Origin of the sequence: Halomonas sp. ATBC28 (genome assembly GCF_005937175.1) — a bacterium.
GTDB classification, from domain to species: Bacteria; Pseudomonadota; Gammaproteobacteria; order Pseudomonadales; family Halomonadaceae; genus Vreelandella; species Vreelandella titanicae.
Window position 1 is genome coordinate 291,485 of record NZ_VCQL01000001.1, and the last position, 25,262, is coordinate 316,746.

General features: G+C 56.2%; 22 protein-coding genes. 13 read left to right on the forward strand and 9 right to left on the reverse strand.

The genetic code is table 11. The annotated features are described in order from the left end of the window. The first annotated feature begins 16 nt into the window (after positions 1–16). Entirely contained in the window at positions 17–787 is a 771-nt protein-coding gene (gene hpaI / locus E0L35_RS01285; protein WP_022521902.1) for a 4-hydroxy-2-oxoheptanedioate aldolase, read from the forward strand. Between the two features lie 14 nt (positions 788–801). Here the strand turns inward: hpaI and E0L35_RS01290 are convergent, their stop codons facing one another. The 3 genes from E0L35_RS01290 to E0L35_RS01300 are packed head-to-tail and all read right to left on the reverse strand — an operon-like array spanning position 802 to position 4,737. Continuing rightward, on the reverse strand, positions 802–2,226 hold the full coding sequence (locus E0L35_RS01290) for an FAD-binding oxidoreductase (RefSeq protein WP_138799376.1): 1,425 nt from the start codon (positions 2,224–2,226) through the stop codon (positions 802–804). Continuing rightward, complete coding sequence (locus E0L35_RS01295) at positions 2,226–3,527, reverse strand: L-fuconate dehydratase (RefSeq protein WP_138799377.1); 1,302 nt, start codon at positions 3,525–3,527, stop codon at positions 2,226–2,228. Before E0L35_RS01295 ends, E0L35_RS01290 begins: the two co-directional genes overlap by 1 nt. Before the next feature lie 46 nt (positions 3,528–3,573). Beyond that, positions 3,574–4,737, reverse strand: coding sequence for a fumarylacetoacetate hydrolase family protein (locus tag E0L35_RS01300; protein ID WP_138799378.1), 1,164 nt, complete (start codon positions 4,735–4,737; stop codon positions 3,574–3,576). 237 nt (positions 4,738–4,974) lie between these two features. Between E0L35_RS01300 and E0L35_RS01305 the strand changes: the two genes are divergently transcribed. The 8 genes from E0L35_RS01305 to nanR all read left to right on the forward strand — a co-directional run bounded on the left by E0L35_RS01305 (position 4,975) and on the right by nanR (position 13,133). Continuing rightward, positions 4,975–5,739, forward strand: a complete 765-nt coding sequence (locus E0L35_RS01305) for an SDR family NAD(P)-dependent oxidoreductase (protein WP_022521906.1) — start codon at positions 4,975–4,977, stop codon at positions 5,737–5,739. Further along, complete coding sequence (gene pdxA, locus E0L35_RS01310; protein ID WP_022521907.1) at positions 5,736–6,737, forward strand: 4-hydroxythreonine-4-phosphate dehydrogenase PdxA; 1,002 nt, start codon at positions 5,736–5,738, stop codon at positions 6,735–6,737. The genes E0L35_RS01305 and pdxA overlap by 4 nt, the downstream gene beginning before the upstream one ends. Further along, positions 6,734–7,927: a four-carbon acid sugar kinase family protein gene (locus tag E0L35_RS01315; protein WP_138799379.1), complete on the forward strand. Its 1,194-nt coding sequence runs from the start codon at positions 6,734–6,736 to the stop codon at positions 7,925–7,927. Before pdxA ends, E0L35_RS01315 begins: the two co-directional genes overlap by 4 nt. A gap of 198 nt (positions 7,928–8,125) precedes the next feature. Continuing rightward, positions 8,126–9,127 carry a sialic acid TRAP transporter substrate-binding protein SiaP gene (locus tag E0L35_RS01320; RefSeq protein ID WP_138799380.1) on the forward strand — a complete coding sequence of 334 codons (1,002 nt, stop codon included), beginning with the start codon at positions 8,126–8,128 and terminating at the stop codon, positions 9,125–9,127. A 128-nt stretch (positions 9,128–9,255) separates the two neighbouring features. Then, positions 9,256–9,789 (forward strand): TRAP transporter small permease, encoded by a 534-nt coding sequence (locus tag E0L35_RS01325; RefSeq protein ID WP_009287494.1) that lies wholly within the window; start codon positions 9,256–9,258, stop codon positions 9,787–9,789. 38 nt (positions 9,790–9,827) lie between these two features. After that, on the forward strand, positions 9,828–11,207 hold the full coding sequence (locus E0L35_RS01330; protein ID WP_022521911.1) for a TRAP transporter large permease: 1,380 nt from the start codon (positions 9,828–9,830) through the stop codon (positions 11,205–11,207). A 62-nt stretch (positions 11,208–11,269) separates the two neighbouring features. Next, complete coding sequence (locus tag E0L35_RS01335; protein WP_138799381.1) at positions 11,270–12,346, forward strand: Ldh family oxidoreductase; 1,077 nt, start codon at positions 11,270–11,272, stop codon at positions 12,344–12,346. Positions 12,347–12,410: 64 nt separating this feature from the next. Beyond that, a complete protein-coding gene (nanR, locus tag E0L35_RS01340; protein WP_022521913.1) occupies positions 12,411–13,133 on the forward strand; it encodes a transcriptional regulator NanR in 723 nt (240 codons plus the stop codon). A 56-nt stretch (positions 13,134–13,189) separates the two neighbouring features. On the opposite strand, the gene E0L35_RS01345 is transcribed toward nanR, so the two are convergent. Further along, positions 13,190–14,266 carry a TRAP transporter substrate-binding protein gene (locus tag E0L35_RS01345; RefSeq protein ID WP_138799382.1) on the reverse strand — a complete coding sequence of 359 codons (1,077 nt, stop codon included), beginning with the start codon at positions 14,264–14,266 and terminating at the stop codon, positions 13,190–13,192. A 327-nt stretch (positions 14,267–14,593) separates the two neighbouring features. Here E0L35_RS01345 and E0L35_RS01350 point away from each other — a divergent pair, with 327 nt between their 5' ends. The 4 genes from E0L35_RS01350 to E0L35_RS01365 are packed head-to-tail and all read left to right on the forward strand — an operon-like array spanning position 14,594 to position 19,146. Continuing rightward, the gene (locus E0L35_RS01350) at positions 14,594–16,396 is read left to right on the forward strand and encodes an IlvD/Edd family dehydratase (RefSeq protein ID WP_138799383.1); all 1,803 of its coding nucleotides are present in this window, start codon (positions 14,594–14,596) and stop codon (positions 16,394–16,396) included. 17 nt (positions 16,397–16,413) lie between these two features. Next, positions 16,414–17,358, forward strand: coding sequence for a DMT family transporter (locus E0L35_RS01355; protein WP_022521916.1), 945 nt, complete (start codon positions 16,414–16,416; stop codon positions 17,356–17,358). A gap of 31 nt (positions 17,359–17,389) precedes the next feature. Then, positions 17,390–18,160, forward strand: coding sequence for an FCD domain-containing protein (locus E0L35_RS01360; RefSeq protein WP_022521917.1), 771 nt, complete (start codon positions 17,390–17,392; stop codon positions 18,158–18,160). 35 nt (positions 18,161–18,195) lie between these two features. After that, the gene (locus tag E0L35_RS01365; RefSeq protein ID WP_138799384.1) at positions 18,196–19,146 is read left to right on the forward strand and encodes a Gfo/Idh/MocA family oxidoreductase; all 951 of its coding nucleotides are present in this window, start codon (positions 18,196–18,198) and stop codon (positions 19,144–19,146) included. A 48-nt stretch (positions 19,147–19,194) separates the two neighbouring features. Here E0L35_RS01365 and E0L35_RS01370 read toward each other — a convergent pair whose 3' ends face one another. The 5 genes from E0L35_RS01370 to E0L35_RS01390 form a co-directional block, all read right to left on the reverse strand. After that, positions 19,195–20,091, reverse strand: coding sequence for an NAD(P)-dependent oxidoreductase (locus E0L35_RS01370; protein WP_138799385.1), 897 nt, complete (start codon positions 20,089–20,091; stop codon positions 19,195–19,197). 67 nt (positions 20,092–20,158) lie between these two features. Continuing rightward, positions 20,159–21,214, reverse strand: a complete 1,056-nt coding sequence (locus E0L35_RS01375; protein WP_138799386.1) for an Ldh family oxidoreductase — start codon at positions 21,212–21,214, stop codon at positions 20,159–20,161. 38 nt (positions 21,215–21,252) lie between these two features. After that, complete coding sequence (locus E0L35_RS01380; RefSeq protein WP_138799387.1) at positions 21,253–22,131, reverse strand: NAD(P)-dependent oxidoreductase; 879 nt, start codon at positions 22,129–22,131, stop codon at positions 21,253–21,255. Between the two features lie 131 nt (positions 22,132–22,262). Continuing rightward, positions 22,263–23,228 (reverse strand): GntR family transcriptional regulator, encoded by a 966-nt coding sequence (locus E0L35_RS01385; protein ID WP_022521922.1) that lies wholly within the window; start codon positions 23,226–23,228, stop codon positions 22,263–22,265. 28 nt (positions 23,229–23,256) lie between these two features. Then, positions 23,257–24,786, reverse strand: a complete 1,530-nt coding sequence (locus E0L35_RS01390; protein ID WP_089691803.1) for an altronate dehydratase family protein — start codon at positions 24,784–24,786, stop codon at positions 23,257–23,259. Positions 24,787–25,262 lie beyond the last annotated feature (476 nt).

Below are 25,262 nucleotides of genomic sequence, written 5' to 3' on the forward strand. Positions count from 1 at the left end.
TGTAAAAGGAAAGCGAATGAAAATGCCGCACAACACGTTTAAGCAGCAACTGCTGGCTGGACAGCCCCAAACGGGGATTTGGCTCGGCTTGGCGAGCGCCTACACCGCGGAGATTGCCGCCACGGCAGGCTTTGACTGGCTGCTGCTTGACGCCGAGCATGCTCCCAACGATGTATCGAGCCTGCTTGCCCAACTACAGGCACTGGCCCCCTATGGCAGCCACCCGGTGGTGCGCCCGCCCACCGGGGATACGGTGCTGATCAAGCGCTACCTGGATATTGGCGTTCAGAACCTGTTAATCCCCATGGTGGAAACGGCTGAGCAGGCTGCCCAGCTGGTGGCGGCCACACGCTATCCACCCCGCGGTAGTCGCGGCGTTGGTCATGTGCTGGCACGCGCCTCGCGCTGGGGGCAGGCAGAAGGCTACCTCTCCCGCGCCGATGACGAAATCTGCCTAATGCTGCAGGTAGAGAGCCCCCAGGCACTTGCCAATCTGGAGGCAATCGCCGCAGTAGAAGGTGTCGATGGGGTGTTCATTGGCCCGGCGGATTTATCGGCCTCAATGGGGCACCTGGGCAACGCCAGTCATCCTGACGTCACCGCGGCGATTAGCGATGCTATCACCACAATACGTGCGGCAGGGAAGGCCGCAGGTATCGTGACGGTGGATGAGCAGGCAGCCCGCGGCTATCTTGCAGCGGGCTGCACCTTTGTTGGGGTGGGTATCGATGCCCTGCTCTATGCCAATGCCCTGCGCGGTCTGGCGGAGCGGTTCAGGCACGAATGAACAAAGCGTCGGGGTTACTCTACGGCAGGCAAAATCCGACCTGGGTTCATCAGCCCTTTAGGGTCAAACAGGGTTTTAACCCCGTTGATCAGCTCCCGCTCAATCGGCGATAGCCGCGCCAGATAAGGCGCTTGCTTGGTGCGGCCAATGCCGTGCTCGGCGCTAATGCTACCGTGAAAATCGTCGAGCACTTCAAACAGCCGTTCTTCCAAGTCGTGCAGGTGGGCTTTCTTATCGCTATCCGCCATTGCCGTGGGCGGCAGTATATTGAAGTGTAGGTTGCCGTCACCCACATGCCCGTAGGCAATAATTTCGCACTCGGGGGAAGCGGCCATGACCACGTCACTGGCGCGGGTAACGAAGTCGGGAATCGCCGAGATAGGCATCGAGATATCGGTGCGTAGGTGCTCGCCGCGCCGCCGCTGGCCTTCCAGCATGCTTTCGCGGAACTGCCATAGCTGGGCGGATTGGGTGTCGCTGGAAGCCAGCGCGCCATCCAGCACCAGCTCGCGCTCCATGCCGGTTTCCAGCAGCGCTTCCAACATCGAACCCAGATCCACTGGCCCCGTGGCCGCGACTTCCATCAGCACGTACCAGGGGTACGCGTCTTCAAGCGGGTCACGCAGCTCTGGCGTTGCTTCAATCGCCAGCTCGATACAGCGGCGAGGAATCAGCTCAAAAGCCGTCAGCAGGTCGCAGCACTCCCGGCGCGCCAGACCATACAGGTCGATGACCGCCTGGACGGAGGGCAGCCCCAGTAGAGCAGTCCGGTTCTGGGTAGTGCGTGGTGAAAGCTTTAACACTGCGCCCGTAACAATACCCAGCGTACCTTCACTACCGAGAAACAATTGCTGAAGGTCGTAACCACGGTTGTCCTTGTGCAGCGCATTCAGGCTTTCCCAGACGCGCCCATCGGGCAGCACCACTTCAAGCCCCAGCACCAGCTCGCGCATCATGCCGTAGCGGAGTACGTTAAGCCCGCCCGCATTGGTGGCAATATTTCCACCAATCTGACAACTGCCTTGGGCGCCCAGCGAGAGCGGAAAGTCACAGTCATGATCAAAAGCCGCCAGCTTGACGTTCTCAAGGATGCAGCCAGCGTCTACGGTAATGGTGAAGTTAATCGGATCAATGGCGCGCACACTATTTAAGCGCTCAAGACTGATCACCAACTCCTGACCGTTGGCGGCGGGCAAGGCGCCCGCCACCAGACCGCTATGGCCGCCCTGTGGCGTCATAGCGATTCCTTGGGCGTAGCAGCGCTTTACCACCTCGGCGACTTCTTCCGTGTTAGCCGGACGGGCCACCGCCAGTGGTGTGCCCAGCGTATCTCCCGCCCAGTCGCTAATGTAGCGCGCTATGGCGTCTGGCTCGCGCAGCAAGCCTCGCTCGCCGAGCAGGCTGGTTAGCTCATTTAGAAAGGAGGTGGTGTCTGTCATTACTTCTCTTCCTTCCAGGCCGCGCCCTCGGGGAAGCGGTGCTGTGCTTGGGATTCTGCGTGCATGGCGATACTGTAACCTGGCGCTTCAGGCACTTGGTAGCGGCCACGGTTGATTACTACCGGGTCGATAAAGTGTTCGTGCAAGTGATCCACATACTCAAGCACGCGACCTTCAAGGCTGCCGGATACCGCGATATAGTCGAATAGGGAGATATGCTGGGTGTATTCGCAAAGACCAACGCCACCGCCGTGGGGGCAAATCGGCACGCCGAACTTAGCGGCCATCAGCGTTACTAAAATCACTTCGTTAAGCCCGCCCAAACGTGCCGCATCGAGCTGGCAATAGTCGATGGCATCCGCCTGGAAGAACTGCTTGAACATCACTTTATTGTGACAGTGCTCGCCAGTGGCGACGCCGATAGGCGCAACCCGGTGGCGGATTTCGGCGTGGCCGAGAATGTCGTCAGGGCTGGTGGGCTCTTCTATCCATAGCGGGTCAAATTCGGCCAGCCGACGCATCTTGGTGATCGTCTCGTCGACTTCCCACACCTGGTTGGCGTCCATCATCAGCACGTTGTCCCAACCGATCTCTTCGCGTAGCAGCGCCGCTCGGCGGGCATCCTCTTCAATGTCGCCGCCAATCTTCTGCTTGAAATGAGTCCAGCCTTCAGCCAGCGCTTCACGCGCCAGACCGCGCACTTTCTCGTCGCTGTAACCCAGCCAGCCCGCTGAAGTAGTGTAGGCGGGGTAGCCATCGTGGCGCATTTCGGCTTCGCGGGTTTCTTTGCCGGAGGCCTGACGGCGCAGCAGACAGATCGCTTCTTCCGGCGTTAGCGCGTCGGTGACGAAACGGAAATCAAGGCAGCGCACCAGCTGTTCCGGGGTCATATCCACCAGCAGCTTCCACACCGGCTTACCTTCGTTTTTCGCCCACATATCCCACACGGCGTTGACGATGGCGGCGGTGGCTAGGTGAATTGCGCCTTTATCGGGGCCAATCCAACGCAGCTGGCTGTCGCCAGTAATTTCTCGCCAGAACGTGCCCATGTTGTCGGTTATCGACTCAAGCGTTCGTCCCTCGATCAGCGGCGCTAGGGAGTGCAAAGCGGTCACCACAATCTCGTTGCCGCGGCCAATGGTAAAGGTTAAGCCGTGCCCCTCGGGGCTGGCGTCATCGGTGTGCAGGATGACGTAGGCGGCGGAGTAGTCCGGCGCGGCATTCATGGCATCCGAGCCATCCAGAGAACGCGAGGTGGGAAAACGAATATCCTGGATCTCGACGCGAGTGATGGTTGTCATTGTGCGCTCCTAGGCTGTGATATGAGTGGCGTATTGATTGTTAGAATCAGCGGCGCGCTAAGTGGCGCATCAGTTCGCGAATACCGTAGGTCCAGGGCGGCAATTGATCGCTTCTGCCTACCTGGTTGACCAGGGCGCCCAGGGCCGGGGTGGCGATGGTGACGCGATCACCCAGATGATGGGTAAAACCCTGGCCTTCCCCGTCGCGATCCTGAATGGGCGAAAACATGGTGCCGAGGAACAGCATAAAACCATCCGGATATTGGTGGTGGTCGCCGATGGTTTGGCTTACCAAGTCCAGCGGGTCGCGGCTGATTTCGCGCATATCGCTCTCGCCCTGGAGCAAGAAGTCGTCATCCTCACCCTCGATACGTAGCGATACCTGGCAGTTGCGCACGCTGTCGATATCGAAATGGTCATCAAATAGGCGAATGAAGGGGCCAATGGAGCAGGAGGCGTTGTTGTCTTTTGCCTTACCTAACAGCAAAGCGCTGCGCCCTTCCACATCGCGCAGATTAACGTCGTTACCCAGAGTCGCGCCGCGCACTTGGCCGTGGCTATCTACTGCCAGGACAATTTCCGGCTCGGGATTATTCCACTGCGAGGACGGGTGCAAGCCCACCGGGGTGCCAAAACCAACTGATGAGAGTGGCTGGGCTTTGGTAAATACCTCCGCATCGGGGCCGATGCCGACTTCCATATATTGTGACCACCCACCGCGCGCTTGAAGCGCTTTTTTAAGCGACATCGCCTCTTCAGAACCCGGCGCAATCTTGGAAAGGTCGGTGCCGATCAGTGCCTGCAGGTCGTTGCGCAGCTCCACCGCTCGTGCCGGGTCGCCGCCCGCTTGCTCTTCGATCACTCGCTCTAACAAACTCACAGCGAAGGTGACGCCGCAGGCTTTAACGGCCTGAACATCGCAGGGGGCTAGCAGGTAGGGCGCTTGTGGTTGGGGTAACTGAGAGTTTTCCAGCAGTGCCTCGACACTACCTAGGTTGGGGCCTTCCGCTCGCTGCACTACCGCTTGTAGGTCGTCGCGTTCCAGCAGGTCAGCCATGGTGGGCCCATAGGCGGTAATGTCGATCACCTGACCGTTGTTGACGGTCACTAGCGCGGGGCCAGGATGGCTGCCCTCCAGCCAAACGCGGCCAACCAGCAGCGCGTTACCCAGGTCGGCGGGAAGTGTGTCCGTCGATGAAAGTGGATTCATGTACTTCTCCATTCGCTCTTAGAATTAGTTTTAATCGTTAGCAGTGGGAGGCGACTGGCGCTAAACACGCCATCGCCTATCATGTTATAGATGTCGCTTTGTATGACAGGTATGCCAGTTCATTGCTTACTTTAGCGCACCGCTCCATTTCGGGTCGATAGTTAAATCTATCTAGAGGACGACGGTTTCGCTAAGTGTGGCTCTCACAATAAAAGCAAAAGTGTTAAGGAGAATTTCATGTTAGACGAGTGGAACGGTAAGCGAGTACTTATCACCGGCGCCAGCCGTGGCATTGGCGCGGCGGTTGCGAAACAGCTGGGGGCGTTGGGAGCCCACATAGCGGTGCATTATCACAGCAGTGAAGCGCCCGCGGAGGCAGTGGCCAAGGCGATTCGCGATGCGGGTGGGGACGCCTTTACCGTTAAAGCAGACGTCAGCCACACCAGCGAGACCCAAAAACTCGTCGACGATGCCGCCGAGCGTCTGGGCGGTTTAGACCTGTTGATCAATAACGCGGGGGACATGCTGGGCCGGGTTGGCTTAGATGAGATGGACGATGACCAATATGACCGGGTCATGGATCTCAATGTCCGCTCGGTGATCATGGCCAGCCGCGCAGCGCTACCGCATTTTCGCCACGCAGGCGGTGGCAATATTATTCACACTACCTCGATTGCCGCACGTAATGGCGGCGGGGGAGGCGCTGGACTATACGCCTCAGCAAAAGGTTTTGTGAGCACGATAACGCGAAATATGGCCAAGGAACTTGCCGGGGATAATATCCGCGTGAATGCTGTGGCCCCCGGTACGATTGCGACCGATTTTCATGAGCGCCACTCAAGCGATGCTCATCTAAACGCAGCTCGGGCATCGATTCCCATGGGGCGTTTGGGCACGGCGGAAGAGTGCGTGGGCGCGTACGTTTTTCTGGCGACCGATACGCTCAGTGGCTATGTCACTGGTCAAATCATCGAGGTCAACGGCGGGCAGTTAATGCCATGAATAGCTCCCCGCGCTGTTATGAAATTGCTATCACCATGGGCGACCCTGCTGGCATCGGCCCTGAGATTATTTGCCGCGCGCTGAGTGCTATGTCCGCCACCGAACGTGCCACGGCGATGGTCATCGGTGACCCGGCTATTTATCGCCGTGCGGCGGCAAGTGTTGGTGTTGTGCTTGAGTTCGTGCCATTGGAGCAGGCAGAGAGCGATAAGGATTGTGTGGCGGTCGGTGTGGTCGAGGTGCCGAAAGGCGTTGAGATTGCTGATGGTCAAATTAGCGCCGGTGCGGGTGATATGGCGTTTCGCTGCGTTCATAAAGCCGTGGAATTGGTGCAGGCGGGGCGGGCGCAGGTGATTGTCACCGCCCCGCTGAACAAGGCGGCGTTGCATGAAGCTGGGCACCATTACGATGGCCACACCGGGATGCTGGCATCGCTGACCGGTGCGCCCTCGTCGTTTATGCTGCTGGCATCTGAGACGCTCTCGACGCTACATGTATCCACCCACGTGTCGCTACGTGATGCGATCGACCGAGTGACCCCTGAACGCATCATTGCCACCGTTGAAGCAGGACACGCGCACTTGCTCGCGTTGGGCATGAAGGCTCCGCGCATTGCCGTGGCAGGCCTTAATCCGCACTGCGGTGAAGGGGGGATTTTTGGCGACGAAGATAGTCGCTGTATCGCCCCAGCGGTGGAACGCTTGCGGGAACGGGGTTTTGATGTGAGCGGGCCGATCTCTGCGGATACGGTGTTTTACCGCGCTTCGAAAGGCGAGTTCGATTTGGTTATTGCCCAGTATCACGACCAGGGCCATATCCCCGTCAAACTGATTGCTTTTGATACCACGGTCAATGTCAGCCTTGGCTTGCCGCTTCAGCGCACCTCGGTGGATCACGGCACTGCCTTTGATATTGCCTGGCAGGGCAAAGCCGATGCCACCAACATGGGATCAGCGATTGCCTATGCGCGACGGTTAGCCAGTGGCGCCAAGGCATGAGCGGCTGCCGATTGGCGATTATTGCCGATGATCTTTCGGGCGCGCTGGACACCTCAGCACCCTTTGCCGCGCGAGGCGCAGATGTCCGCGTGGTGGTTAGCCTGGAGGCATTAGCGACAGCGCTAGAGGCATGGCAAGGTCAGTGGCCAGAGGTCATCGCCGTGAATACCCAGTCCCGCCACCTGCAATCTGAGGAGGCGGCGCTTCGGGTAAGCGAAGCAGTGCGTTTGCTCACGCGAGTCGCGCCGCAGGAGTGGTTCAAGAAAGTCGATTCAACCCTGCGTGGCCAAGTAGTCGCAGAGTGCACGGCACTGCGGGAAGCGCTTGGCTTTCCCCTGCTGCTGGCTCCCGCGGTACCGGCCCAGGGGCGAACAGTGCGTAATGCCGAAGTGTGGGTGGACGGCATTCCACTGGCTGATACCACCTACCAACAGGATGCCCTCTCAACGCCTCTGATCGGCCCCATTGATCAGGCATTTGCCGTCAGCGGACAACCGCTGCAGCGCTATCGCTCTGGTCAGGGCGTTCAACTCCCTAATGGGGACTGTATCGCCGATGCCCAAAGCGACGAGGAGCTTGCTGCGCTCTATCAGCTCGTGTCGAGTGCTGGCTGCCGCCGAGCAATGGCGGGGGCTGCGGGGCTGGCAACGGCTATCGCCCAGCGCCTTTTCGGGTGGCCTGATGCACCGTTTCGAGCGTTGAATAGCGTCAATGCAGTGCTTTATGCCATCGGTTCTAGAAGCCCTCGTGCTGCCGAACAGCTCCAACAGTTGCGACAATACGTGCCCGGTTTGGCCGTGATTAAAGCGTGTACCGAGCCCTCTGCTACACCCTGTAATAGTAGCCCGGCCTTAGGGGCCTATGTGGTCGTGCCCGGAGAGAGTGAGGAACGCACGGCAAACCAAGTCGCCGAGTCGATGGCTTCCAAAGTGACCGACATTACGTCTGCCTGGCGGGACGATGATCCGTGTTTGCTATTTTTAACCGGCGGGGATACCGCCATGGCCGTGCTGACTCAACTGGGGGTGAGTTATATCTGTGTCGAGACGGAGTGGTCACCCGGGGTGGCGCTAGGGAGTATGGATGGCGATAGGCGAAAGCGAGTGATGACTAAAGCAGGTGGCTTTGGCGATCCTCAACTGCTGGTGCGCTTATACCATCAGTTCGCTCCACGGCTTGAATCATCATAGGCACTACTAAAATCGTTACCTGGATAGTTGCGCGATTGCGGGCAGCCAACTAAGTTTGAAGCTGGTGGTATGACACGTATACAGCGCTATGATCGGTTACGTTGGTTGCCGCCGCTTAAAAAATAACCAATACATCACAATAAATAGCAGCAAATCACACTATCCAACAACAAATCCAATGGTTGTGAGGAGTACACGATGAGCCACAAACGCCAACAATCGCTTAAGATGGCCCGCCTGCTGACCGCTACGCTTATCGCCGGTGGTCTCTCAGTGACCGGTGCTGTGCATGCGCAAGAAGAACTCACCTTTGCTCACGTCTATGAGACATCCGAGCCCTACCACGAGTGGGCACTGTGGGCGGCAGATGAAATCGAGGAGCGTACTGATGGCCGTTATTCGATCAGTGTCCACCCGGCGTCGTCACTGGGTAAGGAGTCGGACATCAACGAAGGCCTACAGCTTGGCACGGTTGATCTGATCTACACCGGCAACCAATTTGCCGGTCGTTTCTATGGCCCGGTGGGTATCGCTGGCGCGCCCTATATGTTCCGCGATTTTGACCATTGGCAGGCCTATGCCGATAGCGACCTGTTCAAGGAAATCGCCCAGGGCTACCAGGATGAAACCGGTAACGTACCGCTGGCCATGAACTACTACGGGCGTCGCCATGTAACCTCCAACAAACCGATCAATACGCCGGAGGACATGCAAGACCTGAAAATTCGTACGCCCAATGCGCCAATGTACATGATGTTCCCCGAAGCGGTGGGCGCCAACCCCACTCCGATCGCATTCTCCGAGGTTTATCTGGCGCTGCAGCAAGGTGTGGTGGATGCTCAGGAAAACCCACTGCCGACCATTCGCGCCAAAGCGTTTCATGAGGTGCAGGACTATATCAATCTGACCGGGCATATCACCGATTCGCTAATCACCATCGCCGGTGGCCCATTGTGGAATCGCCTCTCCGAGGAGGATCGTGAGGTTTTCCGTGAGGTCTACACCGAAGCCGGCGAGCGCATCACTCAAGATATCTTGAAATCCGAGGAAGAGCTGGTGGCTTGGTTCGAAGAGCAGGGTGTGACCGTCAACGAAGTCGATATAGAACCCTTCCGCGAAGCCACGATTCCTGCCCATAACGGTGAAGCGGCGACTTGGGATCAGGAAACCTATGATCGTCTGCAGGCTATCGGCCAGTAATCAGACTATCGGACGGTAATGCCGTGAGGCCTGAGTTTTCCAGAATCCGTACGTTTCCGGGATCGTTTTTTTCGTAGACCAAGACTCGCCCCGCCCAAGCCTCGGGTGGGGCGAAGCGGGAGCCTTCCATGAGCCAAACTGACTCTACTGACGAGACCAGCCTTGCCGGTCTCGACGATGATTCCTTCAACATTCACGACTATGCCCTGGAGGATTTCCTGACGCTTGGGATCTTCTGGCTACTGGCACTGGATGTCTTTATGCAGTTTTTCAGCCGCTATGTGCTGGGTAATTCCATCGCCTGGACGGAGGAGATGGCGCGCTATCTATTGGTTATGGTGGGCTTTATGGGCAGCACCATGGCCGTGCGAAAGGGATCGCATATCGCAGTGGAATTTTTCTATCGCTACATGCCGGGGTGGCTGGGGCGCGTGATGTCGACGCTGGTAGACCTGATCAATATTGCCTTCTTCGCCAGCATGGCCTGGATCACCTTCAAACTGGCTGATCGTACCAGTGCCATGATGACCTCTGTGGATATCCCTAAAAGCTGGCTTTACTACTTGGTGATGGTGGGCTTTATCATCATGCTGGTGAGAGGGGTGGAGGTGGCTATTCGTCACTGGCGCTCGGGCACCAGTGAACTGCTCAATACCCAATAACAACACGCCAACACGCTACTCTCTCGGAGATCACCCCAATGCCCAACATTCTGGCTGTGAGGCGCGGCGGTGCGATAGTACCGCCATTGGTCGCGGCTGTCGCGATACTCGGCTGTATCGCATTGGCCGCCACCCAGCACTATTTACTGTTCCTGTTTGCGGCGCTCTTTACCCTGCTGGTGATAGGGGTGCCGATCGCCATTAGTCTTGCCGGCTCGTGCCTGCTGTATGTGCTGCTGACCGGCAGAGTACCCGATGTTGTCGTGATGCATCGTATGATCAACGGCGTCGACAGCTTTCCCCTGTTGGCGATTCCGTTTTTTATACTCGCCGGTAACCTAATGAACAATGGTGGCATTACCGTGCGGATATTTGACTTTGCCAAGGCATTGATGGGCTGGATGCGTGGCGGTCTGGGGCACGTCAATGTAGGCGCCAGCATTGTTTTTTCCGGCATGTCAGGAGCCGCAGTCGCCGATGCTGGGGGGCTAGGTACCATTGAAATCAAGGCCATGAAAGATGCCGGTTACGACGAGGAGTTCTCGGTGGGTATCACTGCGGCATCTTCGACCATTGGCCCGATTATTCCGCCGAGTCTGCCGATGGTTATCTATGGCGTAATGGCCTCGGTGTCGGTCGGCCAGTTGTTCGTCGCCGGCCTGGTACCGGGCCTGTTAATGGGGCTGGTGCTAATGGCCATGATCACGATCATTTCACGGCGGCGCGGCTATACCCGCGATGCGGTGTTCTCGTTTCCGGTGCTTGGTCATACGTTCAAGCGCGCCTTCCTGTCACTCTTAACACCGGTCATCATCGTCGGCGGCATAATGTCGGGGGCCTTCACTCCTACCGAAGCGGCGATTGCTGCGGTGGTCTACGCCTTGGTGCTGGGGGGAGTGGTTTATCGTAGCTTGACCTGGCGCCGCCTGCTCAAGGTGAGCATGGAAACTATTGAAACCACTGCCGTGATCCTGCTGATCGTCGCTGGTGCCTCGATATTTGCCTGGATCCTGACCAGCAACCAGGTCACGCAGCATGTCGTGACCCTGCTCGGGCCATTTGCCGATAACCCCATCGCCACGCTGATCATCATCAACCTGGTGCTGATTCTGGTGGGCTGTTTTATGGAGACCATCGCGGCGATCACCATCCTGGTGCCGGTATTGTTGCCGGTGGCCATTACTGCGGGTGTCGATCCGGTGCACTTTGGCGTGATCATGGTGCTAAACCTGATGATCGGCTTGTTAACGCCGCCGGTAGGCATGGTGCTGTATGTACTGTCGCGAGTGTCCGGAATTTCCTTCGAGAAATGCATGCGTGGCACGCTGCCGTTCCTGGTGCCGCTGGTCATCGCATTGCTATTGGTTACCTTCATTCCAGCTATCTCGCTGTGGCTGCCAACACTGATTTATCGTTAAGCATTACCGGGGCTGGCCAATGGTCAGCCAGTAGCCCGACTGAAACCAGGAGCTATCGATTAATGAGAGATACGTCGTCAAATTTTCGCGTCGCTCGCGAAGATCTTGCCCGCTTCATGCAAGCCGTTCTGAAGGCGGCAGGTGCTGATCAGGCATCAGCAAACGCGGTCACTCACGCGCTGATTACCGCCTCACGTATGGGCACCGACAGCCATGGCCTGCGTCTGCTGCCCCACTATCTGCAGGCGCTCAAGGGCGGGCGGATCAACGGCGCGCCCGACATGCAGTTCCACCAGCGCCTGGCGGCGACCGGTTTTCTGGATGCTGACGACGGGTTGGGGCACCTTGCAGGTTATACCGCCATGGAGCACGCCATGGCGATGGCCGAGACGGTGGGGATGGGCGCCGTCGCGGTGGGCAACTCGTCGCACTTCGGTGCGGCGGGGTGCTATGCGTTGGCAGCGGCTGAGCGCGGTTATCTCGGCATGGCGTTCTGCAATTCAGATCCTTTCGTGCTGTTGCATGAGGGCGCCAAACCCTTTCACGGTACCAACCCCATCGCCTTTGCGGCGCCGGTGGCGGGCGAGTCGCCTTACCTGCTGGATATGGCGACCAGCTCGGTGCCCTGGAATCGCGTGCAGCAGTACGGGGCGATTGGGCGTGAACTGCCAGACCAGGTCGCGGCGGATGCTGCCGGGCAGGTAAGCCGCGTTCCTGGTGAAGTGGTCGCACTGTTACCGCTGGGTGGTAGCGGCTTCGGCTTCAAGGGCGCGGGATTGGGTGGCATGGTTGAGGTTCTGAGTTCGATGCTGTCGGGTATGCAGCATGGCTTTAAGCTGCTGCCTATGGGTGGGCCAGACATGGCGACGCCACGCGGGGTAGGGCACTTCTTCCTGGTCATGAAACCGGATGCGTTTGCGGATGCAGGCACTTTTGCGCAAGGAATGGCTGAGTATCTAGCCGACCTGCGCGCCCAGCCTGCTGCACCCAATGCCCAGGTAATGGCACCAGGTGATCGCGAATGGCGCTGCCAGGCCCAGCGCGACGCCGAAGGCATTCCGCTTGATTCTGCCAATCAAGTAGCCTATGCCGAGATCGCCGAGCAGTACCAAATAGCGCCGCTCTCTCGGCTGGTTTGAAGGATAATGACCAGAAATGCAGTAAAATGGCGGAAAATTCCAGGTTAACCAGGGGTGACTGCCTATGAGCAGATACCGGATCGAGCGTAAAACGCTATCGGAACAGGTCGCTGAGCAGCTTGAGGCGGAGATTCTCGAGGGGCGGCTGAGTGAAAACGATCAACTGCCTTCAGAGAGGGAGTTGATGGAGCAGTTTGGTGTTGGCAGACCCGCGGTGCGTGAAGCACTGTTCCACCTGCAACAGCTAGGACTTATCGCCATCAACAGCGGTACCCGCGCCAGGGTAATTCGTCCCACCGCTGAGGCGGTGATGGCCAGGCTTTCTGGGGTAACCCGACAGCTACTTTCTAAGCCCGATGGTCAACAGTATTTCCAGGAAGCGCGGGCCATGTTCGAGATATCTTTGGCTCGCTACGCGGCGCGTAATGCCAGTGAAGAGGATCTAGCGAGGCTGCGGGATGCATTAGCGGATAATCGCGATGCAATAGGTGATGAAGCACGCTTTAAACGCTCTGATAATGACTTCCATGGCGTGTTGGCCAGCATTGGCCGTAACCCCATTTTTGATGCTATCCATGTGGCGCTCTCTGAGTGGTTGGACGATCGCCGCGCGCTGGTACTGCAACAGAAGGACGAAGACAAAGCGGCTACCGCTGCGCATACCGAAATCATCGCAGCGATAGAGTCTCGTGACCCAGATGCGGCCGAAGCAGCCATGCGGCGCCACCTAGACCGTCACTACGGCACCTATATGCAGCTTAAAAAGCGCCTCTCGGACGCTTCTTAATTCTCATGCTACCCAATTAATCCTGCCGCCTTTTTTATTCGGCGGCAGGGATGGGATCACTCGGCCATTGTCGATTCAGCAATCTCTTGGAATTCAGTCACGAGATCTTCGCCGATGCGTGGTGCCCACTCTTCGTAAACCGGCTGCACGGCTTCCTGGAAAGCGGCAATCTGCTCGTCATTAAGACGGGTAATTTGCATGCCGCGCTCTTCAAGCTGATCCCGTGCCCAGTCGTCGTACTCGCTGGAAAGCTGGATTTCGTAATCCGCTGCTTGCAGCGCGGCTTCCTGAACAAGTTCCTGATACTCTGGATCGAGGCGATCCCAGGTACGCTGAGAGATCATCTTGATGAAGGGTGTATAAACGTGACGGGTTTCGGAGCCGTAATCCTGCACCTCATAGAAGTTGGAGGTCAGGATGGTGCTCCAAGGGTTTTCCTGGCCATCGACAACGCCTTGTTCCATGGCGGAGAAGAGTTCACCAAATGCCATCGGGGTCGGGTTGGCGCCCAGCGCTTCCCAAATAGCCAGGTGCACTGGGTTCTCCATGGTGCGAATAGACAAGCCACGAACGTCCAGGCCCGCCACATCTTCTGGTGAAGCGACTTCACGAGCACTATTGGAGAGCTGGCGGAAGCCGTTTTCAGAGAATGCCAGGGCTTTTAGACCAGTGCCATCGAAGGCATCAAGCATCTCCTGGGCAGCATCGCTACGCATGGCCTTTATAGCCGCTTCCCGAGTAGGCAGTAGGAAAGGAAGGTCAAAGACTGCCAGCTCCTCGACATAACCTGTGGCGGGTGAAGAGGAAGGGTAGGTCATATCCAGCGTACCGGTTTGCAGCATTTCCATCATCTGCACGTCATCGCCAAGCTGGCTGTTGGGAAAGATATTAACGCTGATACGCCCTTCGCTGCGCTGGTCGAGAATATCCGCAAAGTATTGGCTAGAGATATATTGAGGCGAGCTTTCCGCCAAGCCCAATCCCATGCGCAGAGTGACGCTGCCGTGGTCACCCACGGTGCCACCCTCTATCTCTGGCGGATCGGAAAGGTCAGGCGTTTGCGCGTAGGCAATGCCTGAGCTGAGCAGTGTAGCGCCGGTCATTAATAGGGTGCGTTTCCAAAGATGGTGCATAGTCGTCACTCTCCTGGCGTGCTGCAGGTCGCTACGCTAAGGGGATATTCCTAGCGAGCTGCAGCGTGGTTGATTGTTGTTGTGTGTAAGCGGCACTCGCTTATAGAGGTGTAAGTGCCGCTCCCTTAGGTGAATGTCTAACGTTTTTAGTATATGTTCAACATATACTTTTGTATGTATCGACGCCGCGGGTAAGAACGCGTACCGTCATGGCAACTCTTCCCTACATTTTAGGAAGCTTTCTTCATCGTTAGTGTTGGTGGGCAGTTTGAGTGCCTAAAGCGCGCCTGCCGACTTGTATATTTACTTTAGGCGTGGAGCGGAACCATGGCCAATTTTCAGCGAATAACTCCTGAGCAGTTGCGTTCACGCTACTGGTTCGATAACCCTGATCACCCCGGAACCACGGCGCTATGTATTGAGCGCTACCTCAATTACGGTATTACTCTGGATGAGCTGACCAGCGGTAAGCCGATCATTGGTATTTGCCAGTCGGGCTCTGATTTAACCCCGTGCAACCGCCACCACATTGACTTGGTCAAGCGGGTTAAAGACGGTATTCGCGCCGCAGGTGGCGTGCCGTTTGAATTTCCCATGCATCCTATTCATGAGAACGTGCGCCGACCCACTGCTGCGCTGGATCGGAACCTCGCTTACTTGGGCATCGTGGAAGTGCTCCATGGCTACCCGCTAGATGGCGTGGTATTGACCACCGGCTGTGATAAAACCACCCCGGCTGCGCTGATGGCAGCAGCAACGGTGAATATTCCGGCCATTGTGCTCTCCGGTGGTCCGATGCTAAACGGCTGGCGCGGTGCCGAGCGGGTGGGCTCAGGCACGATTATCTGGGAGCTTCGCAAGCGGCTGGCAGCTGGGGATATCGACTACGCAGAGTTCCTTTCCCGCGCCAGCGATTCAGCGCCTTCGATAGGCCACTGCAACACCATGGGCACCGCCTCTACCATGAATTCCATGGCGGAAGTCCTGGGCATGAGCCTGCCGGGGTCGGCGGTGATTCCTGCGCCCTATAAAGAGCGCGCAATGGTGGCCTACGACACGGGTACGCGGATTGTCGATATGGTGTGGGAAGACCTGCGCCCGCTGGATATTCTGACCCGGGAAGCGTTTGAGAACGCCATCGTGGCATGCTCGGCACTGGGCGGTTCATCCAATGCGCCGGTACATATCAATGCGATTGCCCGCCATGCAGGCATCGAGCTGGATAACGATGACTGGCAGCGCCTGGGCCATGAAATTCCACTGCTGGCCAACGTAATGCCTGCCGGTGCTTTCCTATGCGAAGAGTTCTACCGTGCCGGCGGCGTTCCGGCGATCCTTCACGAGCTACAGTCGGCGGGTAAGCTGCACGGCGATGCGCTGACGGTCAATGGCCGCTCCATCGGCGATAATCTGCAGGGCCGCGAAACCCAAGACCCCGATGTGATCTGTCGCTATAACGACCCCTTGGTGGATCATGCGGGCTTCCTCAATCTCAAGGGCAATCTTTTTGATTCGGCACTGATGAAAACCAGCGTGATTTCCCGGGATTTCCGCGAGCGCTTTCTGAATGACCCCAGCGACCCGGAAGCCTTTGAAGGCAAGGTGGTGGTATTCGATGGCTCCGAGGATTATCACGCCCGTATTGATGACCCAGCGCTCAACATTGATGCACGCACCATTCTGGTAATGCGCGGTGCAGGGCCGGTAGGGCATCCCGGTGGTGCCGAAGTGGTTAATATGCAGCCGCCGGAGGCGCTGATCAAGCAGGGCATCGAATCACTGCCCTGCTTGGGCGACGGCCGCCAGTCGGGCACTTCCGGCTCACCGTCGATTCTCAATGCTTCCCCGGAAGCCGCTACCGGGGGTGGCTTGGCGCTGCTGGAGAGTGGCGACCGTCTGCGGGTCGATCTCAAGCGCGGTGAGGTGCAGCTGCTGATCGAACCCAGTGAACTGGAAGCCCGCCGGGAGCGTTTAGCCCAGCAGGGCGGTTACCGCTACCCTGGCCACCAGACGCCTTGGCAGGAGATCCAGCGCAGCATGGTCGAACCGCTGGACCGCGGTATGACATTGGAACCCGCCACCAAGTACCGCGATGTGGCTCGCCAGCATCCGCCCAGGGATAATCACTGAAGAGGCGAATACTAAAGATGAGTCGTTGGAGTACCTTATCGCATCGCCAGCAGGGACTACTATTAACCGCTGGCGGGGCGCTGATCATGGCCCCGGATGCCCTGCTGATTAAAGTGGCCGATCTGCCCGATGCCGAGATATTGATGTGGCGTGGCTTTCTTTCGGGCTTAGGTTTTCTACTGATCGCCCTGATGCGCTATGGCCGTGGCACGCTGGCAGCCTACCGTCGCTGCGGCTGGACGGGTATCGCCGTGGCGCTGCTGTTCAGCCTGACCACCTGCGGTTTCGTGCTGGGCAACCAGTACACCAAGGCGGGCAACGTACTGATGATACTGGCCAGTTCGCCGTTAATCGCTGCCGTGCTCTCCTGGATCATCCTCAAGGAGCGTCTGCCAAGGCGTACCTGGTTAGCGATATTGCTGTGCATGGTGGGTGTCGCCATGATCGCCCTCGATGACGCGGGCGCAGGTTCTTGGGTCGGAAACGCTTTCGCTTTGATGGCGGCAACGACCCTGGCGATTAACTTTACCCTCTGCCGTACGCGGCCGGGGGTGGATATGAGCCCGATGCTGGTGTTCAACGGCCTTATTGTGGGTAGCACTGCAGGGCTGTTTTGGCTGGCGGGCAGCGAACCAACCCTGCCTGCAGCCAACCAGCTTGCTGTCGTTATCCTGCTCTGCCTGATTATTGTGCCTTGCGGCGTGACGCTACTGCAGCGTGGGCCGCTCTATCTGCCCTCCGCCGAAGTGGGCCTGCTAATACTGCTGGAAGTGGTGATAGGCACGCTGTTGGCCTGGTGGATTCTGGCCGAACAGCCCGCGCCGATGGCCATGGTCGGCGGCGTTCTGGTGCTGGGCACATTGAGTGCTAAGGGCCTCTATGAACGGCGGTTAGAGCTGAGGGTGCGGGCAGGTCTCGAACCTTCGCCACCGGTAACAGTGGACCGGTCAAGTACGTTATGATTGGCAGGAATCGAAATAGGGTCTTATCGCAGTGACGTCATCTCTCAGTAAGTCAGCCGTTCGTCCCAGTATCGCCGAACATCTCGCCGAGGAGATCTTCGGTGGTCGCTATCACCCTGGTGACCTGGTACCCCGGGAAATGGATCTATGCGAACGCTTTGCGATTAACCGCTCAGCGGTGCGTAGCGATCTTCGCCAACTGGTCGATGCCGGGATTATTGAGCGGATTTCTGGTCATGGTTCCAAGGTGCGCGAATACTCAGAGTGGCATATTCTTGATGCCCAGGTGACTGACTGGCTGACCCGCTACGCTGCCCCCAACCCGGATATTCAGCGCGAGATTCTTGCCTTCCGTCTGGACGTTGAGCCCTATGTGGCGATGACCGCCGCCAAGCGGGCCAAGGCGCGTGATTTAGTCGCCATCGAAGAAGCCTTTGAAGGGCTAGGGCAGAATCTACGCAATGCCACCTGCGAAGAGGAGCGGCGGCTGCACAGCGAGTGTGATGTCGCTTTTCACGAAGCGATTTTCAAGGCGACCCACAATATTGTCTGGGCGCAGCTATCACATATCCTGCGACCCTCCATCTACATGCTGATCTCCATGTCCAACGAGAACGCCCCAGATCCTGAAGAGAGCCTGGAGCGTCACCGTCAACTGATGGAGAGCATCCGGCTGCGCCGCCCCCGGGAGGCGTTTTTAGCGTCCCAAGCGGTGTTGGCAGGTACCGCCGCAGCGCTAGGGCTTGAGCACAGCGTTAGCTCATTAGGGCGCAGCGTTGAGCTGCCCCACACCACCCCCTGAACCCATTTTCAATGGTTAAAAACAAAGGCAAGCGTATGTCTGACTTCAACTCTGGCTTTAGCTCTGGCTTTAAGTTAGGCCTAGTGGGCGTGGGTAAAATTGTCCGCGACCAGCACCTACCGGCAATCGCCGCTACTCCAAACTGCCATCTTGTCGCTACGGCGGATCCTCACGCCTCGCTGCCGGAACTACCCGCCTATCAAAACCTGGAAGCGATGCTCGACGCCCACCCTGAAATTACCGCTGTCTCAATCTGCACGCCGACCCATCTGCGCTACTCCCAGGCGCGGGCCGCACTGATGCGTGGCAAGCACGTGCTGCTTGAGAAGCCACCGGGGGCAACGTTAAGCGAAGTGGAGGACTTGATTGCCTGTGCCAAAGAACAGGGCGTTAGCCTGTTTGCCGCCTGGCACTCGCGGTTTGCCCCTGGCGTTGCCCAGGCCCAGCAGTGGTTAGCCGAACGGCAGGTGCAGCGGGTAGAGATCGAGTGGAAAGAGGACGTGCGGGTATGGCACCCAGGCCAAGCGTGGATCTGGCAGCCGGGTGGCATGGGAGTGTTTGATCCCGGTATTAATGCGCTGTCGATTGCGACCGCCATCTTGCCCCAGCCGTTTTTTCTGCAACAGGCGCGACTGCTGGTGCCGAGCAATGCGCAAACTCCGATTGCAGCGGATCTCACCTTTACCGACCCACAAGGCGCGTCCATTGAGGCGGCGTTTGATTTTCGCCAGAGCGGCCCGCCCACCTGGGATATGCATATCCACAGCGATGGCAGCCGCTTGAGTCTCACCCAAGGCGGCTGTCGATTGGTCATCGACGATGAACTGATCATTGAAGAGGAGGAGCGCGAGTATCAAGGTTTATATGCGCGCTTTGCCGAGCTGATCGCAAACAAGCGCAGCGAGGTGGATGTTGCCCCGCTGCGCCAGGTCGCCGATGCGTTTCTATACGGCCATCGTGAGCCTACCGAAGCGTTTATCGAGTGAAGGCTTTATATGGAAATATGAGGTAGCCAAGAAGCTATCTAAGTAGCCTTAATCGGATACGATCTTATTGCGTTTTATACAGCTGTCATACGCTTGGGGAACGAAACTATCTTCCCCCACGTCGTCTCGAGCTAACGTAAGAAACTCGCAAAGCGGTGGCAGCATATGGGGGGCTAGCTGATAGGCGTTTAACGTTTCAGTCAGGTAGCGCATATCTTTTTCAGCATTACCAAGACTGAACTGTAACTTTGTGCACTCCTTCTGCAGTACCCACTCCATAACGGGAGCGAGCATCGCGCTGTTGGCTCCCCCTTGTGAGCAAATTTCCAGGAGTTTGTCTTGTGAAACGTCCATGCCGGCCGCCATAGTGGCCGCCTCACTGACTAGGGCAGCAGCCCCTAACGAGAGAAAATTATTAATCAGTTTCAGCTTATGCGCTGAACCAACCTTACCCACATGAAAGATGTTTTCCGCGAAACTTTCCATGACCGGCGTAATACGCGCCACTGTGGAGACATCGCCACCCACCATGACATTTAGCCGTCCATCTCTGGCTTCACGAGGCGTGCGTGCTAAAGGCGCGTCAACGAGTATCACCCCTTGATGTTCTACGTTTTTCGCAAGGCGCTCAGTTGATTCGGGATGAGCCGTAGAGCAGTCGACAATAATAAGCCCTTCATGGCTTCCGGCCATTAAACCGTCAGCCCCGCTGACGATTTCGTTAACCTGTTCGGATGTCTTCACGCAGATAAAAACAATATCGCTATTTCTTGCCATCTCTGCGGGAGTGCTAACTTCCGTCGCGCCTTCCTTGCATAGCGCTTCAAGGGGGGATCGATTCCTATGGGCCATCACCGTTAGCGGATAACCGTTACGTACGATATGTCTGGCCATTTCCTTGCCCATTAAGCCGAGCCCAATGAATCCGATGCGTTCTTGTTTCATAGTCGCCTCTGATGAGTTGGTTCACCACACCTGAATATCGCCCACTAGACCTTTGCATGAGCGGCTGTTATTGCAGCGCCCGAGGGAAAGTAACCCCCAGACGTTCCGACCAATCGGCTAGAGCTTCGGGAACACCGTCTGGAAGAGGCACGCCCTCCTGCGCATAACGCTTATGGAGGGCAAGTCCGCGCTCGCCAGGAATCCGTACTGGAGGGCTACCTTCCGCAACAGGATTGTTACGGCAAGCATCCACCAAAGCGCCAGTTTCGCGTTTGAAGGCATCGAGCCCACCAAAGGCTTCGGGATCCATGATCTGCACCATGACCGAGGCACCCCATTGTGCAGGCGCCTGCACACGACCAAATCCAGCGAGCCCAGACGTTAAGGCTTCCACCATTAGCCCCAGCGCATATCCCTTGTGGCCATGGTCAAGCCCACCAATTGGCATGATGCTCCCCTTAGGCTCATCGAACAGCACGCTAGGTTGATCGGTCGCATTGCCCTGGTGATCCTTGAGCCACGGATACGGCAGTTGGCTGTTTTGTTTGTGCAGTCGGCCGACCATGCCATTAGTGGTAATGGATGTGCTGACATCTAACAGAACCGGGCCTGAAGCCGTCGGGTAGCCCACAGCGATAGGGTTAGGGGTATGGGTCGCTTGCAAACCGCCATACGGGGCAACCGACTTAGTCGCCGGATCGGATGATTCGATCACCACCACGAGGTCTTGATCAGTGGCACGTTTCAGATAGGCCGCCAAGCAGGCGATATGATTTGAGCATCGAATCACGACTGTCCCCGTGCCGCAGGAGCGAGCCATCAATTCGGCGGTTTCCATTGCTTTAATGATCAACCAGGGGCCGGGAAGATAACGACCATCCCATGTCTGCACGGCAGCGCGTTTGGAGATTACCTCATACTCACCTGACACAGGCATCCGGCCAGACTGAATCTCGCCAAGGTAAGGGGATAGTAGCTGAAGCCCGTGAGTCGTGTGTCCCATCAAATCGCCTTCGACGAGTATCTCGGCAACTGCTTGAGCCTTTTCTTCATCGAGCCCGGCTGCCACAAGTAAAGCGGTGCTGAATTGAGTCATTTCCTGAACGTCGTAATGGTGGCTCATTGTATTTATTCTCCTAAATTTGTTGTTGTCAGGCTCTCTTAATCATTACGCCGTCTGAGTTGATTGATTAAGGCGCTATGGTCTAACTCGCCATCCCCTTGATCGACGAGCTCTTCAAAAAGTGTGTTGACCAATGACGAAACCGGTAGCTTAAGATGTAGCGTGTCGGCAAAAGCCATCGCGGTCTGGGTATCTTTCAATTGCCATTTCGCTGGCCCACCCGGGGTAAAGTTTTCCTGAATCATACGCTGCCCGTGTATACGCAAAATGGTCGAGTCAGCAAACCCACCTTCAAGCGCACTGAGCATTCGCTCGGGGTTTGCCCCGCCCTGTTCTGCCAATAGTATGGCTTCTGCCACGGTAGCAATGGTGTTGGCCACAATCATTTGATTGGCGAGCTTAGCAAGTTCCCCGCTACCTGCAGGGCCAACATGGACGGGCCTGCCGAGAGATAAGAGAATGGGTTCTACTGCTTTAAAACTTACGGCATCGCCACCCACCATAATGGCCAGCGTGCCGTCGATCGCTCCCTGCTCACCGCCGGAAACCGGCGCATCAAGGTAATTAATCTGGCTCTTGGCGGCTTCTTCTGCTTGACGGCGAGCGGTTTCGACAGGTATTGAACTCATGACAATAAGTGTGGCGTCACGCTGCATGGCATTGAGTAGGCCGCTAGGGCCCAACAGCATTTCATCACACACAGGCCCAGAGCTAAGCATAACGATAACGACATCGCTTTCGGCAACGGCTTCTTCGGGCTTTTCTACGATGGTGGCACCCACCGACTCTAAACGGTTGGCTTTGCTTTTTGTTCGATTCCAGACAAGCACTTGGTGTCCTGCATGGGCCAAGCGTGCTGCCATCGGCGCACCCATAATGCCCGTGCCAATAAATCCGATAGTACGTGACGTTGTCATTATTAGTTCCTCTATCTAGATGAGCCATTGAAGAGATGGGGCGGTGCGTTTCTATATCTCATGCAAGATTTCAGCTACGTTTCTCAGCTACGTTCCAGCGTGATGGGGCATCCACGTTCGTTATTTGGTTGTTAGCGCAGGTAAAGCGGTATATCGATATCACCTGATTCTCGGAAGTTAATCAGCCGGTCGAGTACCTTGGATTCTGAACGCTCTAAATGGGTTGCCAAGGCTTTGCCTGCTTGCGCAGGTTGTTGCAGGCGCATTTTTTCAAATATCCATAAATGTTCATCGAAGAAAGGATCTTGATCGGGAAGCTTTAATACTCGTCCAAGCAGGTGTTTACTGACTAATAAGATAGGATGCGTGCGCCGGAGCATATTCATGACCTCCTGGTTATCACCTAAACTAACGGCGGTATGATGGAGATCATTTTCTAACTCATCCAGTAGCTCCCCCTTTATATCAGGATAGCTCTCAGCAGCGTTTTTGAGTTTGGTTATATAGCCTTTAATGGCACTTTCTGGCATATGTTTTGTAGCTCGCGCAATCATATAAGGTTCTAATTGGCGACGTGCTTCATAAAGATTATGTAACCGCTGATCATTCAGGGGCACCACGCTCCAGCTATTATATTTAATCTTCTCGACTAAACCGATAGACTGTAAATAGAGCAAGATTTGGTGAGTGACCGTACGGCTGACATTGAGCGTTTTGGAAAGCTGCAGCTCATTGAGTTCAAACGCACCCTTAATCGAACATAAAACGATGTCATGCTCAACGCTGTCGATATGCGCCCGCCAAGAAACGATACGGTCTACTTTTGGGGCATGGCCAAGTTGTTTGAAATCATGCTCACTGAGCGCACGTCGCACTATCTCACCTGGCGATGCGCCTACTAAATAGCCGCGCCCCTCGAAACGGCAGATATACTGCTCTTCGTGCAACCGGCTTAATGTTTGCCGAACGGGCGAGCGGCTAATACCAAACAGCTCCGCTATATTTCCCTCAAGCAGTACTAAACCGGGTTCAAGACGTTTCCCAACAATACTCTGCTTAAGAGCCGTGTAGAGTTGGTCGCGCAGCGTTTGTGTCATAGTCAGTTAATTGCTCTTTAATGGGAGTTTAGGTGACGGCACCTACCAGCCAGGGAACGAATTCATTATTACCGTAACCCAGTGATTCGCTGGCGCTCATATCGCCCGAAGCGATGGCAATAATGCGCTCAAAAATCTGCTCGCCAACACTTTCTACACTGTCAGTGCCATCAACAATAACGCCACAGTTTATATCCATGTCTTCATGCATTTTCTCATACATGGAGGTATTCGTTGCGAGCTTAAGGCAGGGAGCGGGTTTGAAGCCTGAGACTGAACCTCGTCCAGTGGTAAAGCAGACTACGTTAGAACCGGAGGCGATTTGACCCGTGACCGAAATCGGGTCATAGCCAGGGCTATCCATAAAGTTAAAACCGCGCGTGGTCATCTTCTCAGCATACAGGAGCACGTCGTTAAGGCTCGACGTTCCGCCTTTAGCTACTGCGCCTAATGATTTCTCAAGGATAGTTGATAGCCCACCCGCTTTATTGCCTGGGGAAGGGTTGTTGTTTAACTCAGCGCCATTTATCTCGGTGTAATGTTTCCACCAGGTGATCCGATCGAGTAGTTTCTGGGCGACGTTCTCATTAATGGATCGGTCTATCAGGAGGTTTTCAGCGCCATAGATTTCGGGGGTTTCGGCGAGTATAACGCTGCCACCATGTTGCACGATAAGGTCGGCGGCATGGCCCAAAGCTGGGTTCGCGGTAATACCTGAGTAGCCGTCTGACCCGCCACACTGCAATGCAACCACTAAATGTTCAAGAGAGGCGGGCGTGCGTTGTTGTTGGCCGTGTTGGGTGGCCATTTGCATGATGTGATCACAGGCCGTTTTGATACTAGTGCGTGTCCCACCCGCGTCTTGAATATTAAAGTAAGCTAGCCGCGAGGCATCTTCCAACCCCTTTCTTTTGACTAATGTTTTGACCTGGTTGGTCTCACAACCCAGGCCAATGATGAGTACAAAAGCAAAGTTGGGGTGCTGGGCATACCCTGCGATAACACGCTCAAGAAAGGCAAAACCTTCTGAGTCAGTATTCATGGCGCAACCAGAACCATGGGTAATGGCCACTACACCATCGAACCCCATTTGGCTTAATTCCCCAGACTGATTGAGCGCGTCCGCAGCGGCTTTAGCCACCGTGGCAGAACAGTTCACGGTAGAGAGAATACCAATATAGTTACGCGTTCCCACGCTACCATCAGCCCGTTGGTAGCCTTGAAACGTCCGTGAATGGCTAACGGTGACGGTTTTTTGATGGGGCTGAAAATCTTCCAATGAAGAACTAAGTTCAATCATGGTGAGGTTGTGGGTGTGCACATGCTCACCAGGATTAATATCCCGTGCAGCCAGCCCAATCAGTTGGCCATATTTAAAAACGGCCTCACCATTTTTGATAGGCGTGAGCGCAACTTTATGCCCCGCATCAATATTTTCTTGAGCAAGCGTGCCCTTTTTATCAATGGGTATATCTTTTGGAACTGCTTTTGAGGCAACGCCTACGTTATCCCGCGGATTGAGATGAATAATAACTGACGGGGAATTAATGAGATTCATCGTTTACCTCAAGCTGATTATTGGGCTTTTGTTGCAAGGGTCAGGCGCAAGCTTAAAAGCGATCATTGTGGGTGCACTCTAGCAAGCCGGCCGCGTACGTCGATTAGACTATTGTTCTATATAATGTTCATTGAGCGCAATGGTCATCTAGTCTAGATTGCTTTCATACACGCGGCGCACAAAGCTAATTGCCGATTGCGGCTCAGTTGGAAGGCCAGCTCACGATTACGCCGCAGATGGATGATGTGATTTGGATACGGCGCGGCCATCCATCGCTTCTTACGGCCTGTGTGTTACCAAGATCTCCCCATGGCCTTGCTGCCGGAGGCGCTGAAGGAGAGCAATCCCCTGAAGGTAATCCGCTTGGTGGATGGGCAGCGTGAACATGCCCATATTTGAGCCGCCGTTCACAGTTTTGCTAGGCGTTTTTTGTAAAGGCCTTGGCAGCTGCAAAATACATTACTAGACTGTTATCA

Coding starts and splice junctions, on each gene's coding strand:
- E0L35_RS01330 (WP_022521911.1), top strand. CDS start 9,828: ATGCCCAACATTCTGGCTGTGAGGCGCGGCGGTGCGATAGTACCGCCA.
- E0L35_RS01380 (WP_138799387.1), bottom strand. CDS start 22,131: ATGACAACGTCACGTACTATCGGATTTATTGGCACGGGCATTATGGGT.
- E0L35_RS01320 (WP_138799380.1), top strand. CDS start 8,126: ATGAGCCACAAACGCCAACAATCGCTTAAGATGGCCCGCCTGCTGACC.
- E0L35_RS01315 (WP_138799379.1), top strand. CDS start 6,734: ATGAGCGGCTGCCGATTGGCGATTATTGCCGATGATCTTTCGGGCGCG.
- pdxA (WP_022521907.1), top strand. CDS start 5,736: ATGAATAGCTCCCCGCGCTGTTATGAAATTGCTATCACCATGGGCGAC.
- E0L35_RS01385 (WP_022521922.1), bottom strand. CDS start 23,228: ATGACACAAACGCTGCGCGACCAACTCTACACGGCTCTTAAGCAGAGT.
- nanR (WP_022521913.1), top strand. CDS start 12,411: ATGAGCAGATACCGGATCGAGCGTAAAACGCTATCGGAACAGGTCGCT.
- E0L35_RS01300 (WP_138799378.1), bottom strand. CDS start 4,737: ATGAATCCACTTTCATCGACGGACACACTTCCCGCCGACCTGGGTAAC.
- E0L35_RS01355 (WP_022521916.1), top strand. CDS start 16,414: ATGAGTCGTTGGAGTACCTTATCGCATCGCCAGCAGGGACTACTATTA.
- E0L35_RS01390 (WP_089691803.1), bottom strand. CDS start 24,786: ATGAATCTCATTAATTCCCCGTCAGTTATTATTCATCTCAATCCGCGG.
- E0L35_RS01345 (WP_138799382.1), bottom strand. CDS start 14,266: ATGCACCATCTTTGGAAACGCACCCTATTAATGACCGGCGCTACACTG.
- hpaI (WP_022521902.1), top strand. CDS start 17: ATGAAAATGCCGCACAACACGTTTAAGCAGCAACTGCTGGCTGGACAG.
- E0L35_RS01295 (WP_138799377.1), bottom strand. CDS start 3,527: ATGACAACCATCACTCGCGTCGAGATCCAGGATATTCGTTTTCCCACC.
- E0L35_RS01305 (WP_022521906.1), top strand. CDS start 4,975: ATGTTAGACGAGTGGAACGGTAAGCGAGTACTTATCACCGGCGCCAGC.
- E0L35_RS01375 (WP_138799386.1), bottom strand. CDS start 21,214: ATGAGCCACCATTACGACGTTCAGGAAATGACTCAATTCAGCACCGCT.
- E0L35_RS01325 (WP_009287494.1), top strand. CDS start 9,256: ATGAGCCAAACTGACTCTACTGACGAGACCAGCCTTGCCGGTCTCGAC.
- E0L35_RS01335 (WP_138799381.1), top strand. CDS start 11,270: ATGAGAGATACGTCGTCAAATTTTCGCGTCGCTCGCGAAGATCTTGCC.
- E0L35_RS01365 (WP_138799384.1), top strand. CDS start 18,196: ATGTCTGACTTCAACTCTGGCTTTAGCTCTGGCTTTAAGTTAGGCCTA.
- E0L35_RS01350 (WP_138799383.1), top strand. CDS start 14,594: ATGGCCAATTTTCAGCGAATAACTCCTGAGCAGTTGCGTTCACGCTAC.
- E0L35_RS01370 (WP_138799385.1), bottom strand. CDS start 20,091: ATGAAACAAGAACGCATCGGATTCATTGGGCTCGGCTTAATGGGCAAG.
- E0L35_RS01290 (WP_138799376.1), bottom strand. CDS start 2,226: ATGACAGACACCACCTCCTTTCTAAATGAGCTAACCAGCCTGCTCGGC.